10 protein-coding genes and 4 tRNA genes are annotated in these 13,581 nt (G+C 60.6%); all 14 read right to left on the reverse strand.

The window, feature by feature from the left end:
• Window positions 1–81 precede the first annotated feature (81 nt).
• The 14 genes from rpoB to R2R70_RS15910 all read right to left on the reverse strand — a co-directional run bounded on the left by rpoB (window position 82) and on the right by R2R70_RS15910 (window position 13,337).
• Complete coding sequence (gene rpoB / locus R2R70_RS15845) at window positions 82–4,158, reverse strand: DNA-directed RNA polymerase subunit beta (protein ID WP_043334884.1); 4,077 nt, start codon at window positions 4,156–4,158, stop codon at window positions 82–84.
• Between the two features lie 206 nt (window positions 4,159–4,364).
• On the reverse strand, window positions 4,365–4,730 hold the full coding sequence (rplL, locus tag R2R70_RS15850) for a 50S ribosomal protein L7/L12 (protein WP_054556899.1): 366 nt from the start codon (window positions 4,728–4,730) through the stop codon (window positions 4,365–4,367).
• A 92-nt stretch (window positions 4,731–4,822) separates the two neighbouring features.
• On the reverse strand, window positions 4,823–5,329 hold the full coding sequence (gene rplJ, locus R2R70_RS15855; protein WP_054556898.1) for a 50S ribosomal protein L10: 507 nt from the start codon (window positions 5,327–5,329) through the stop codon (window positions 4,823–4,825).
• 261 nt (window positions 5,330–5,590) lie between these two features.
• Window positions 5,591–6,283, reverse strand: a complete 693-nt coding sequence (gene rplA / locus R2R70_RS15860; protein ID WP_054556897.1) for a 50S ribosomal protein L1 — start codon at window positions 6,281–6,283, stop codon at window positions 5,591–5,593.
• 2 nt (window positions 6,284–6,285) lie between these two features.
• Complete coding sequence (rplK, locus tag R2R70_RS15865) at window positions 6,286–6,717, reverse strand: 50S ribosomal protein L11 (protein WP_043334893.1); 432 nt, start codon at window positions 6,715–6,717, stop codon at window positions 6,286–6,288.
• A 120-nt stretch (window positions 6,718–6,837) separates the two neighbouring features.
• A complete protein-coding gene (gene nusG / locus R2R70_RS15870; RefSeq protein WP_043334895.1) occupies window positions 6,838–7,371 on the reverse strand; it encodes a transcription termination/antitermination protein NusG in 534 nt (177 codons plus the stop codon).
• A 10-nt stretch (window positions 7,372–7,381) separates the two neighbouring features.
• Window positions 7,382–7,750, reverse strand: coding sequence for a preprotein translocase subunit SecE (secE, locus tag R2R70_RS15875; protein ID WP_043334897.1), 369 nt, complete (start codon window positions 7,748–7,750; stop codon window positions 7,382–7,384).
• A 77-nt stretch (window positions 7,751–7,827) separates the two neighbouring features.
• Window positions 7,828–7,903, reverse strand: a tRNA-Trp gene (locus R2R70_RS15880).
• Between the two features lie 163 nt (window positions 7,904–8,066).
• Window positions 8,067–8,141 (reverse strand) — tRNA-Thr (locus R2R70_RS15885).
• A gap of 35 nt (window positions 8,142–8,176) precedes the next feature.
• Window positions 8,177–8,250 (reverse strand) — tRNA-Gly (locus R2R70_RS15890).
• Between the two features lie 46 nt (window positions 8,251–8,296).
• Window positions 8,297–8,380: transfer RNA gene (locus R2R70_RS15895), tRNA-Tyr, on the reverse strand.
• 109 nt (window positions 8,381–8,489) lie between these two features.
• A complete protein-coding gene (locus R2R70_RS15900) occupies window positions 8,490–9,329 on the reverse strand; it encodes a type III pantothenate kinase (protein ID WP_054556896.1) in 840 nt (279 codons plus the stop codon).
• Entirely contained in the window at window positions 9,326–10,306 is a 981-nt protein-coding gene (locus tag R2R70_RS15905) for a biotin--[acetyl-CoA-carboxylase] ligase (protein ID WP_410978478.1), read from the reverse strand. The genes R2R70_RS15900 and R2R70_RS15905 overlap by 4 nt, the downstream gene beginning before the upstream one ends.
• Window positions 10,307–10,397: 91 nt before the next feature.
• Window positions 10,398–13,337 (reverse strand): DUF2339 domain-containing protein, encoded by a 2,940-nt coding sequence (locus R2R70_RS15910; RefSeq protein ID WP_410978479.1) that lies wholly within the window; start codon window positions 13,335–13,337, stop codon window positions 10,398–10,400.
• Between the last annotated feature and the right edge of the window lie 244 nt (window positions 13,338–13,581).

Genomic DNA, 13,581 nt, shown 5'->3' on the forward strand with positions numbered 1-13,581 from the left:
TCCGTTGCGGAGTTGTCATGGGCAAAGCCTGGCTGCTGACACCAGGCTTTGCGGACCGTCAATACTTGTGGCTTTTCGGCGTCAGCCTTCCAGCTCCATGTCGATACCCAGCGAGCGGATTTCCTTCACCAGCACGTTGAAGGATTCGGGCATGCCCGCCTGCATGGTGTGATCGCCATCTACGATGCTCTTGTACATCTTGGTACGGCCTTCCACGTCATCGGACTTGACCGTGAGCATCTCCTGGAGGGTGTAGGCAGCGCCGTACGCCTCGAGGGCCCAGACCTCCATCTCACCGAAGCGCTGACCACCAAACTGCGCCTTACCACCCAGCGGCTGCTGCGTGACGAGGGAGTAGGAGCCGGTCGAACGCGCATGCATCTTGTCATCCACCAGGTGGTTGAGCTTGAGCATGTACATGTAACCGACGGTCACCTTGCGATCGAACTTCTCGCCGGTGCGGCCATCGTAGAGGTCCATCTGTCCGGAATCAGGGATACCGGCCAGCGTGAGCAACTGCTTGATCTCGTGTTCCTTGGCGCCATCGAAGACCGGCGTTGCCATCGGCACGCCCTTCTTCAGGTTGTGCGCCATGGTGATGATTTCATCATCGCTGAGCACGGAGAGGTCTTCCTGGCGACCGCCGACGGTGTTGTACACCTTGTCGAGGAATTCGCGGATCTGCTTGACCTGCTCGGCACGCTCTTCGCGTAGCATGTGCTCGATCTTCACGCCCAGACCACGCGCGGCCATGCCGAGGTGGGTCTCAAGGATCTGACCGACGTTCATGCGCGACGGTACACCCAGCGGGTTCAGCACGACGTCAACCGACTCGCCATTGCCATCGAACGGCATGTCTTCGACCGGCATGATCGCGGAGATGACACCCTTGTTACCGTGACGACCGGCCATCTTGTCACCCGGCTGGATACGACGCTTCACGGCGACGTACACCTTGACGATCTTGAGCACGCCCGGTGCCAGATCATCACCCTGGGTGAGCTTGCGCTTCTTGTCTTCGAAGCGCTCGTCCATCTCGCGACGACGGATCTCGAGCTGCTCATCGGCCTGAGCCAGCAGTTCGTTGAGAGACTCGTCCTGCAGACGCAGCTTGAACCACTCCTGGCGCGGCAGTGCTTCCAGGTAGTCATCGGTCAGCACGTCGCCCTTCTTGAGCTTCGGACCACCGTTGACGGCCTGACCGACCAGGTTGCGCTGCATACGCTCGAAGGTCGCCTCTTCCGCGATGCGGTAGGTTTCCTGCAGGTCCTTGCGGACCTCGGCCAGCTGCATCTGCTCGATGGAGAGCGCACGCTGATCCTTCTCGACGCCGTCACGGGTGAAGACCTGAACGTCGATGACGGTAGCCTTCATGCCGGTCGGGGCACGCAGAGAGGTGTCCTTAACGTCGGACGCCTTCTCGCCGAAGATGGCACGCAACAGCTTCTCTTCCGGCGTCAGCTGGGTCTCGCCCTTCGGCGTGACCTTGCCGACCAGGATGTCGCCCGGGTTCAGCTCGGCACCGATGTAGACGACACCGGACTCATCCAGCTTGGAGAGTGCGGATTCGCCGACATTCGGGATATCGGAAGTGATTTCTTCCGGCCCGAGCTTGGTGTCACGCGCGACACAGGTCAGTTCCTGGATGTGGATGGTGGTGAAGCGATCTTCCTGCACCACACGCTCCGAGAACAGGATGGAATCCTCGAAGTTGAAGCCGTTCCAGGGCATGAACGCCAGACGCATGTTCTGACCCAGGGCCAGATCACCCATGTCGACGGACGGGCCGTCGGCCAGGATGTCGCCGATGGCGACTTCGTCGCCAGGGCGCACGATCGGGCGCTGGTTCTGACAGGTATTCTGGTTCGAGCGCACGTACTTGGTCAGGTTGTAGATATCAACGCCGGCTTCACCGCCGATGATCTCTTCTTCCCGCACACGTACGACGATGCGCTTGGCATCGACGGAATCGATGACGCCACCACGACGTGCCACGGCGCAGACGCCGGAGTCACGCGCCACGAAGCGCTCCATGCCGGTACCGACCAGCGGCTTGTCAGCCTTCAGAGTCGGAACGGCCTGACGCTGCATGTTCGCACCCATCAAGGCGCGGTTGGCATCATCGTGCTCGAGGAACGGGATCAGTGCGGCAGCGACAGAAACGACCTGACGCGGAGACACGTCCATCATGGTGACCTTTTCCGGCGCCATGAAGGTGGTCTCGCCACGGTGACGAACCTGAACCAGGTCGTCGACCAGACGGCCGTTCTCGTCGACGGTCGCGGAGGCCTGGGCGATGATGAAATCGCCTTCCTCGATCGCGGACAGATCGACGACATCGTCGGTGACCTGACAATCCACGACCTTGCGGTACGGCGTCTCGAGGAAGCCATAGCTGTTGGTCTTGGAGTAGGTCGCCAGCGAGTTGATCAGACCGATGTTCGGGCCTTCCGGCGTCTCGATCGGGCACAGACGGCCGTAGTGCGTGGCGTGAACGTCACGAACTTCGAAGCCGGCGCGCTCACGGGTCAGACCACCCGGGCCAAGCGCGGAGACACGGCGCTTGTGCGTCACTTCGGACAGCGGGTTGTTCTGATCCATGAACTGGGAGAGCTGGCTGGAACCGAAGAATTCCTTCACCGCCGCCGCAACCGGCTTGGCGTTGATGAGATCCTGCGGCATCAGACCTTCGCTCTCGGCCATGGACAGACGCTCCTTGACCGCACGCTCGACGCGGACCAGGCCGACACGGAACTGGTTTTCCGCCATTTCGCCCACAGAGCGAATACGACGGTTACCCAGGTGGTCGATGTCATCGACATCGCCATTGCCGTTACGGATGCTGATCAGCTCCTTCATGACGGTCAGGATATCGTCCTGATCGAGCACGCCGCTGCCGGTATCGCTTTCGCGACGCAGGCGACGGTTGAACTTCATGCGGCCCACGCCCGACAGGTCGTAGCGGTCTTCGCTGAAGAACAGGTTCTGGAACAGTGACTCTGCTGCATCCTTGGTGGGCGGCTCGCCCGGACGCATCATGCGGTAGATCTCGACCAACGCCTCGAGCTGGTTACGCGTGGTATCCAGTTTCAGGGTATCGGACACGAACGGACCGCAATCCAGGTCGTTGGTGTAGATGACTTCGAACTGGGTGATCTTGGCCTGAGCCATCTTCTCCAGCAGTTCCGGAGTAATCTCGCTGTTGCTTTCGCAGACCAGCTCACCAGTGGCCGGATCGATCTGATCCTTGGCCAGCACCTTGCCATACAGGTAGTCCATCGGCACTTCGAGACGCTCGAGGCCGGAGGCTTCCATCTGACGGACGTGCTTCTGTGTAATACGACGACCTTCCTCCACGATCACGCTACCGTCGGCATCCTTGATGTCGAAGGCGGCGGTCTCGCCACGCAGACGTGCCGGCACCAGCTCAACGGAGAAGCCGCTGCGCTCGATGTGGTACATCGTGGTGTCGAAGAACGTACCGAGAATCTCTTCGCTGGTCATGCCCATGGCACGCAGCAGAACGGAAGCCGGCAGCTTGCGACGACGGTCGATACGGACGTAGACGTTGTCCTTCGGATCAAACTCGAAGTCCAACCAGGAACCGCGGTAAGGAATCACACGTGCGGAGTACAGCAGCTTGCCGGACGAGTGGCTCTTGCCCTTGTCGTGGTCGAAGAACACACCCGGCGAGCGGTGCAGCTGTGACACGATGACACGTTCGGTACCATTGATGACGAAGGTACCGTTCTCTGTCATCAGGGGGATTTCCCCCATGTAGACTTCCTGCTCCTTGATGTCCTTGATCGCCTTGTTCGACGATTCCTTGTCATAGATCATCAGGCGCACTTTCACGCGCAGCGGTGCAGAGTAAGTGACTCCGCGCAGCTGACATTCCTTGACGTCGAACGCCGGCGTACCGAAGCGGTAGCTGACATACTCGAGCGCTGCGTTGCCAGAGAAGCTGGCAATCGGGAACACGGACTTGAAGGCAGCGTGAAGGCCGACTTCCAGGCGCTGTTCTGGCGCCCTGTCCTGCTGGAGAAAGTCGTGGTAGGAATCAAGCTGGATGGCCAGCAGGTAAGGCACATCCATCACTTGGGGCAGTTTGCCAAAATCCTTGCGGATGCGTTTTTTCTCAGTGTATGAGTAAGCCATCTGTATTCCCCAGCTTGTTCACCTTGGGTGACCGATGCGTGGTCGGCTCATACCTGATGGCGCGGCGATGTCCATCAGGCGCGGACGGCAAGCCTCCCTTGCGGGCTGGCTCGCCGTCATAATTCGTCTTGCAACAGAAAAAGGCTGGTGGCGGAGTCCGCCACCAGCCAGGAAGCTTACGCAGCGTGCGCAGCCTGGAACACGAGTTACTTGAGTTCCACGGACGCGCCAGCTTCTTCCAGCTTCTTCTTAGCTGCTTCTGCGTCTTCCTTGCTCACGCCTTCTTTCAGGGTGGCCGGAGCGCCGTCAACAGCTGCCTTGGCTTCTTTCAGGCCCAGGCCAGTCAGTTCACGAACAGCCTTGATGACGTTGACTTTCTTGTCACCAGCAGCAGTCAGAACGATGTCGAACTCGGTCTGCTCTTCAACAGCTTCAGCGGCAGCCGGGCCAGCAGCGACGGCGGCAGCGGCAGAAACGCCGAACTTCTCTTCCATTGCTTCGATCAGCTCAGCCACTTCCATGACGGTCATGTCAGCGACGGCGTTGATGATGTCTTCTTTGGTCAGTGCCATTTTAGCAATCCTAAACTTTGCGGAGCAAAGATGCTCAGTCAAACGGAAATCGATTCAGGCTGCACGAGACAGCCAGGAGGTCAAAGCGCTGCTTACGCGGCGGCTTCGGCTTCCTTCTGATCGCGCAGTGCTGCGATAGTACGGACCAGCTTGCCTGCAGAAGCTTCCTTCATGACAGACAGCAGCTTGGACAGTGCTTCATCGCGGGTCGGCAGAGATGCCAGACGGTCGATATTCGCCGCCGGGATGAACTCGCCTTCGTAGGCCAATGCCTTGACTTCGAACGCCTCGACCTGCTTGGCAAATTCCTTGAACAGACGAGCGCCAGCGCCCGGGTGTTCCATGGAGAATGCAAGCAGAGTCGGGCCGACGAAGGACTCGTTCAGCACCTCGTAAGAGGTACCGGACAGCGCACGACGAGCCAGAGTGTTGCGAACAACACGCAGCTGGACGCCCGCTTCGCGGCACTGTTTGCGCAATTCGGTCATTGCACCAACAGTTACACCACGAGAGTCGGCAGCGACTACGGAGAGAGCACCCTTGGCGGTTTCGCTGACCTCAGCAACAATTGCCTTCTTGTCTTCGAGACCTAAAGCCACGGTGTTGACTCCATTTCGTGCCGGGGAACGAATTCCCCAGTGGTTTACCATCTCTCTCACCAGAACTGCGCGGGAGAGTCTTGGAGGATGGCTGCCACCAGCAGGGCTGGGACACCATCTGCGCAGGCTACGCGCAATGCAAGCATCGCGGCGCGATTAAGCCGGCCCCGTCACCGAGGTGACAAGGCCAGCGCCTGCGGTCTTTGACGGCGCCCCGCGGCTGAGCACGGGGACCGCAAAGTGAAACATTCTGAGACTGCCTTACGCGTACTTGGCGTGATCGACAGTCAGACCCGGGCCCATGGTGCTGGACAGGGTGATCTTCTTCAGGTAGATACCCTTGGAAGTGCTCGGCTTCAGCTTCTTGACTTCGGCCACCAGGGCGTCAATGTTACCCTGAATGGAGTCAGCACTGAAGTCGATCTTGCCGATACCGGCGTGAATGATGCCGTTCTTGTCAGTACGGAAACGCACCTGACCAGCCTTGGCATTCTTCACGGCAGTCGCGACGTCAGGCGTCACGGTACCGACTTTCGGGTTCGGCATCAGGCCGCGCGGACCGAGGATCTGGCCCAGCTGACCGACAACGCGCATGGCATCCGGAGAAGCGATGACGACGTCGAAGTCCATCACGCCTTTCTTGACCTGTTCTGCCAGGTCGTCCATGCCGATCACGTCTGCACCGGCTTCCTTCGCTGCTTCAGCGTTGGCGCCCTGGGTGAAGACAGCGACGCGCACTTCGTTACCGGTGCCATTCGGCATCACGGTAGCGCCGCGCACGACCTGATCGGATTTACGCGGATCAACACCCAGGTTCAGAGAGACCTCGATGGTCTCCTTGAACTTGACGGTGGACAGCTCGGACAGCAGAGCAACAGCTTCTTCGACGCTGTAGACCTTGCCGGATTCAACTTTCGCGTTGATCGCCTGGGCGCGCTTTGAAATCTTGGCCATGATCAAAGACCCTCCACGTTCAGGCCCATGCTACGGGCAGTACCGGCGATGGTGCGAACAGCAGCGTCCAGATTGGAAGCTGTCAGGTCCGGTTCCTTGGTGGTCGCGATCTCTTCGAGCTGAGCGCGAGTCACGGTACCGACCTTCTTCTTGTTCGGCTCGCCAGAACCGGACTTCAGACCAGCCGCTTTCAGCAGCAGGACGGCCGCAGGCGGCGTCTTGGTGACGAAAGTGAAGCTACGGTCGGAGTAGACAGTGATGACCACGGGAGTCGGGAGACCCGGCTCGACGTTCTGGGTAGCGGCGTTGAACGCTTTACAGAACTCCATGATGTTGACACCGTGCTGACCGAGGGCAGGACCCACGGGCGGGCTCGGGTTAGCTTTACCGGCTGCAACCTGCAGCTTGATGTAAGCCTGTACTTTCTTGGCCATGATAGGACTCCAGTATGGGTGGTAGCGCCTTGCGGCTCCCCGTAAAACCGGGCCGCCTCAGGCGACCCGTCGTGTTGCCGTGATGCTCGTATTCAAACAGGTGAGATGATGATCCTGAGATCAGTCCTTCTCGACCTGGGAGAACTCGAGCTCCACCGGCGTAGCACGCCCGAAGATCAGCACGCTGACCTGCAGACGGCTCTTTTCGTAATTCACTTCCTCGACTACGCCATTGAAGTCCGCGAACGGACCATCAGTGACACGCACCGTTTCACCCGGCTCGAAGAGAGTCTTCGGACGCGGCTTGTCGGTGCCATCCTGAACGCGACGCAGCATGGCGTCGGCTTCTTTCTGGGTAATCGCTGCCGGCTTCTCCGGGGTTCCGCCAATGAAACCCATGACGCGCGGGGTTTCATTCACCAGGTGCCAGGACTGATCATTCATGTCCATCTCGACCAGCACGTAGCCCGGGTAGAACTTGCGCTCGCTCTTGCGGCGCTTGCCGTCACGCATTTCGACGATTTCTTCGACCGGCACGAGAATCTCACCGAAGTGATCTTCCATGGCGTAAAGCTTCACACGCTCGTTGAGCGAGCGCATGACCTGCTTTTCGAAACCGGAATAGGCGTGTATGACATACCAACGCTTGGACATGGAAACTCCGTTAACTGACGATGCCGGACATCAGCCAGCCGAGGGTGGTATCGATGAGCCATAGCAACAGGCCCACGATAAGCACGGCACCCAGCACGATGGCAGTTGTCTGGACAGTTTCCTGTCGGGTCGGCCAAACGACGCGCTGGATCTCGCGGCGCGCACTACTTGCCAGCTCGACAACATCACGGCCTTTGTTGGTCGTGATCGCCAGAGCAGCCGCTGCAACACCAAGCACGACGACGCCAAGCACGCGATAAAGCAGCGCTTGGTCAGCAAAATAGGCGTTGCCAGCAACAGCCAGCACAAGAAGAATGACAACGACCGACCACTTGAACCCGTCGTGGCGCGCTTCCTGCACCTCGGCGTTCTGTTTCATCAAAGAGACTCCTCAAGGGTGCAGCGATCGCTAGAATCGAGAATCGGTAAGAAGTCGAATACCATCCTGGGGAAGGATGGCAGGCCAGGAGGGAATCGAACCCCCAACCTGCGGTTTTGGAGACCGCTGCTCTGCCAATTGAGCTACTGGCCTGTAACACTTGCGTGTTCCAGAGACTAAAAACAAGGCTGAATGAACAGCGGGCGCCATCATAGCTGAGACAACCCAAACTGACAAGCCTTATCTTTGACCGCGACCTGGGAGGTCGTCGGAAACGAAAAAGACGAGCCAAACTGCGACTCGCCTTTCCGTTGTATGGAGCTCGTGGGCGGATTTGAACCGCCGACCTCACCCTTACCAAGGGTGTGCTCTACCCCTGAGCTACACGAGCAAAACCTTTGCGCAATCTCGACTGGCGAGATGAACTGGAGCGGGCAGCGGGAATCGAACCCGCGTCATCAGCTTGGAAGGCTGAGGTTCTACCATTAAACTATGCCCGCTTTCCAACTCTTGCTGCCCTGATGCACGCGGCATCACAAGCGAATCTGGTGGTGGGGGAAGGATTCGAACCTTCGAAGCTTTCGCGGCAGATTTACAGTCTGCTCCCTTTGGCCACTCGGGAACCCCACCATCTGTGACGACGAATCTTACGCCGCTTGGGATACGCTGTCAAGTGCTTGATTTCATTCTACTTCAAGCGCTTGAGGGAATGTATCGCCTCAGAACGGGACGTAGTATGTCAAAGCATCTGGGTGAGCGCAAGCCCTGAGCGAAGTTTTTCTAGATCAGGCACTCGCGGCTGGTCGGGCGCACCCGACAGGCGCCCTGCTCGCTCGGCAGCGGTCAATGGATACAGCGCCTCCAGGCCGGCATACACCATGTCTGGCCACAGCGCATGCGGCACCCGCAGACCGCGCGCCACCACCCGCGCGTCACCGCCGGTCAGCAGTAGCGGCAAGGCTACCCCTTCGCGATCGCAGACCTCGGCATAGAGACGATTGACCGCGCTGACGGCCGCCATGTAGATGCCGTGATTGACGGCCTCTACCGTATTGCGGCCCGGCGCGAGCAGCGTATCCACCTCGGTATCCGGATCGATGGCCACATTGCGCGTGCCCAACTTGAGGCTTTCCTTCATCAGACGCAGCCCCGGGAGAATATAACCCCCCAGATGCTTGCCACCCGGCAGCACGAAATCCACCGTGATCGCGCTACCGCAATCGACGCTGCAACAGCCCCCGGTGAGATGATGGCCGGCGAGTGCGCCCAACCAGCGATCGACGCCCAGCCGTTGAGGCTCTTCATAGCCACAGGTGACGCCCAACGCCTCCCGCGTCGAGTGCGCGACATGCACGACGCCGACCTGCTTGCGCAGCAACTCCACCGTCTCATCCAGCACCTGCTTGCGCGCCACACTGGAGATGCGCACGGCCGTGACGACATCCAGATCAGGAATGTCTGCGCCCGGCCGCCACTCCTCTCGCGTCCAGACGGCACCGCGCGAGCGGATCTCGCTGGAAACGGTGTCCTTGAGACGCCATTTTGACAAGGTGTTGCCGATATCAAGATCCAGAATCATGAGGCGGCGCGCAGACTGATCTCGCCACCGGCGAGAGTGATGGTTTCGCCATTCATGCGCACCTCGAGATTTCCATTGATATCGACACCTTCTGCCACGGCTTCTTCTCGTCTGTCTCCGCGCAGAATCACCACATCACGCCCCTTGAAGGCATTGCGCTCATTCCAGCGCGCCTGCCATCCGGCAAAGCCCTGCGACTCGAACTCGGGCAACAGCGCCAGCAATGACTCCATCAGACGCGCGGCATAGCGATTGCGTGAAGCACCGGGAATGATGTCACGTACCGCAGCCACCGGTTGAGTGATCGCCTCGCGTCGGGAGGCCGGCAACTCGATGTTCATGCCGATACCGATGACGACATCACAGGGACCGGATACATCCCCTGTGACCTCGACCAGGATACCGGCGATCTTGGGTTGATCCTTCTGGATCTGCAGCAGGACATCGTTGGGCCACTTGAGGCGCGCGGGCAGGCCATCGGCCTCGAGCACCTCCGCCACCGCCACGCCGATCGCCAGACTCAGGCCCTCAAGCGATGCGGCGCCTGATTCGAAGCGCCAGCCAAGCGAGAAGACCAGGCTGCGCCCCCAGGGAGTCTCCCACTCACGCCCACGACGGCCACGCCCAGCAGATTGCACCTCAGCCAGACAGACCTCGGCATGGCCGGCTCCCTGACGAAAGCGCTCGCGGATGAAGGTATTGGTCGAGTCCACCGACTCCTCGACGAACAGGCGCGTCAGGTGTTTGCGAGTCTCGCGCGGCAGCGCCTCGATGATCTGTTGACCATCGAGCAACTCGATGGGGTTGGCCAGTCGATAGCCAAGCCCCTTGATGGCTTCCAGCGGAATGTCGAGCGCCTCAAGTTTCTTGAGCTGCTTCCAGACCGCCGTACGCGACACCCCGAGCTCTTCGCCCAGGGCCTCTCCGGAGTGGTAGCCACCATCTCCAAGCAGACGAATGAGATCACGGATGGTCATGCGGAGGCCTATCCCTGTGCAAAAGCGCACATTCTATCGGATTCATGGGCTTGCGAGCCAAGAACAACGACCAAAGATAACGCTCTTTTCGTCAATTCCGCTCCCCGGCACGCATTCCCGCCCCCGCCAGGCGATTGAACAAGGCGGAAAGCAGCATCAGGACACTGCCCAGTCCCAGCCATGAACCTACTCGCCACAGCCCCTCCAGGGTGGCGGTATCCCACACCCCCACCTTGATCACGGTGAGAATCAGGATGCCCTGTCCGATACGCTGCCAGTGTTGCTGCCCCACCTTGGCACCACTCACGACCAGCGCCGCCGCGACGACCAGCATCAGCACACTGTAGGCATATAGCTCCGCCTGCTCGATGCCCTGCCGTAGCCCCAGCCCAGCGCCATGCCAGCAGTGACGCAAGTTGAGCGCCAACCACCATCCGGCTGACAACAGACCGAGCACTTCACTCAGCCCGCGCATTCGTGAGCGTGACGCGGCGCTTCTCGCATCCACGTCCGATGCGCGCCTGGATGTCATGCGCCAGAGCATTGCGGCGCCGAGTGCAGGCAGGCCGTAGGCCGGCAGAAGCCAATTGACCAGCGGCCAGCTCCCGACATCCCCCGGGTGCCAGAGCGGATTGAAGATGCCCAGCACGCCGACACTCCAGAGAATCACGGCCGCTCCGCCGACCACCAGCGCCAGCACGCGATAGAGCTGCGTCCCTGTCCGCGCCTCAGCACCGGCGCCACGAGCACGCCAGGCGTAGCTTGCCGCCACCCCAGCCAGCGCCAATACCTGCAGGGAAAGCTCCGCCAGGGTGAGGCTGCCCTCGAAGGGCTTTCCACCGGTCAACACATAGCGGATTTCCATCACCACCGTCGCGACGGCAAGCTGGACAACGGCACCTTCCAGCCAGCGCTGTGTCCGCGGGCGGTGGCGCATGCCGAGACTGGTCATGGCAACACAGGCCAATACCGGCAGCAGTATCTGCAGTGGCCAGTGCGCGATATCGGCATAGTCGTCATGCGCCATGCCATACATCAAGCGAGCCACGACACCCCACGCCAGCAAGCGTGACAGCTCAGCAAACACGGAGCGCGCCGCGGTATGCCCCTCGCGATACCAGCGCCATTCACAAGCGGTCAAACCCAACAGCTGCAACGCCAGCGCCAGGGTCAACGATGGCCCCTCCAGCACTGCCACCAGGGCAAGGAATATCCCGGCCTGCGCCGGCAACCACAGTCCTGCGGCAAGCTGAGCGCCTTCACGCGCCTGGAAGCGCATGGCACCTGCCCAGCACACCAGCCCCCAGATCAATGGCGGTAGCCCTGTGTTGATCAGCCTCCCTGCATCGCTCGCCCATGGCATGACGTCCTGCCAGAGCACCAGGGCCCACGCCAGCAGCGGCACCATGGTCGCCAATGCCCACCAACAGGCTGCAAGCGCCCTCTCTGCTCCTTCACCCGCTTCATGACGTGGTCGCCAACTCGCCAGCGACAACAGGCCGGCACTCAGTATCAGCGGGCTGATCATCGCGCTGCTCGACAGCGATGCCGTCAAAGCAAGCCCCCACACCAGCAACCAGAGTCCGTTGCCAACAACCACCATCGACCACAGCACCGCATGGCGGCGACTAGACCAGGCAATCACCAGCATCGGCATGAGGCTAGCCAGCCACCCCCGATGCCACAGGGACACACCGGAGCCGGCCATATCAGAAGACGCCACCAAGGAGTCAAAGGAGACGCCATGCACGAGACTGCCCAGCCAGGGCAGCCAGAGTCCCAGCACGACGCTCACTGAGACAAGGCCTCCGGCGAGCCAGTGCCGACGCAGCTCAAGAGATGCGCGCCAGGGCAACCAGGTCGCAAGTGAGGTCTTCGCCTGTCGCTCATCCTTTTCTGCGGCGCCCGTGGATGGCTTCCACACCCGCTCCGACAGATACCCCAACGCCAGCACGGCCAGCCAGACACCACCCACCCAGGGCAACAGCTCCACCAGCAGTGTCGTGCCAGAGGTGATACCGAAGGGCATCAACAGCAACCACCAGGCGAGCGCTCCCACCAGACCGCCCCAATACAGCCAGCTCACCGCGACCTGGCGGTACAGCACACGACACGCTGCCGCGATCACACCCGCATGCCCCAGCAACAGCAAGGTCGAGGCTTCCTGCCACTGCTGGTGAATGGGCAGCGCCAAGGGCAGAGCATATCCGCCCAACATGCCCAATGCTGCCAGCCACGGCCCATGATGCCGCGCACGCTCCAGCATCCACAGGCTCAAGGCTGCCAGCAGTACGAAGGTGACCGGCATGGACACCAGCGAAAGCAGAAAGTGACCAGCCAGCAGGCTCGCCGCGAGCACCAGGCTGCCGGCACCGCTGACGGCGCCGGTCAGACTCGATGACTGGGACGTACGCAGTCTCAGCCACTCAGCCAATACCGTCATGCTCAGGCCGAACCCGAGACCCAGCGCCAACCGTACCCCCGGCCCCAGCAAGCCCTGCTCAAGGGAGTACCCGACGAGCAGGATGCCTGCCATCACCAGAGACAAGGCACCCACAAGAATCATCCAGTGTTCCTGAAGCAGCGTCAGCAGACGTGACATGCCCCCCGGCAGCACCTCTGATGCCTTTCTTGCAGGGTCTGCGCCCTGCCCCTTCTCGCCTGAACGACTGGAGGCAGCGCCATGCAACAAGCGCTGAAGTAGCCGGTAGGACAGAGAGTGGCCGCCACTGGATGATGCAGTGGTCCGCGAGTCGCTGATCGATGGCGTTGCATCGGCTGCTGCCAGTCCCTCCCGGGGCGGCACTTCGGCAGGCGATTTGTCCACACCCCCTTCTTGCAAGGGGGTGTGCATAACCGGAGCGCCATGAGCAGGAAGCTCGCGAGCAAGCCTGGCCTCCATATCGCGCAGTCGCTGCTCCAGCGCTTTGATGCGCAACATGCTGAGCCACCCCATCAAGGAACCACCCAGTACCAGCAACGCCATCATGACGCCCACCAACATCAGCTCATCCATCGCCCAGCCCGTCATCGAAGAGTCGTGCTCAGAGACTACGGCATTTTGCCTGACACCTCATGCTGTCAGTCTCTCAGCACCGTATTTGCACATTGAACGCAAAAAGCCCGACTCCTGGGGGAGCCGGGCTTTCTTTTCCTGCGCACAAAGAGAACTGCCCCTGTAGCAAGGCTACAGGGGCAGTTCGGTATAAGTGCCTGACGATGACCTACTCTCACATGGAGAAACTCCACACTACCATCGGCGCTAAGCGGTTTCA

Origin of the sequence: Cobetia sp. SIMBA_158, from assembly GCF_046566945.1 — a bacterium.
In the GTDB taxonomy this organism is placed as follows: Bacteria; Pseudomonadota; Gammaproteobacteria; order Pseudomonadales; family Halomonadaceae; genus Cobetia; species Cobetia amphilecti.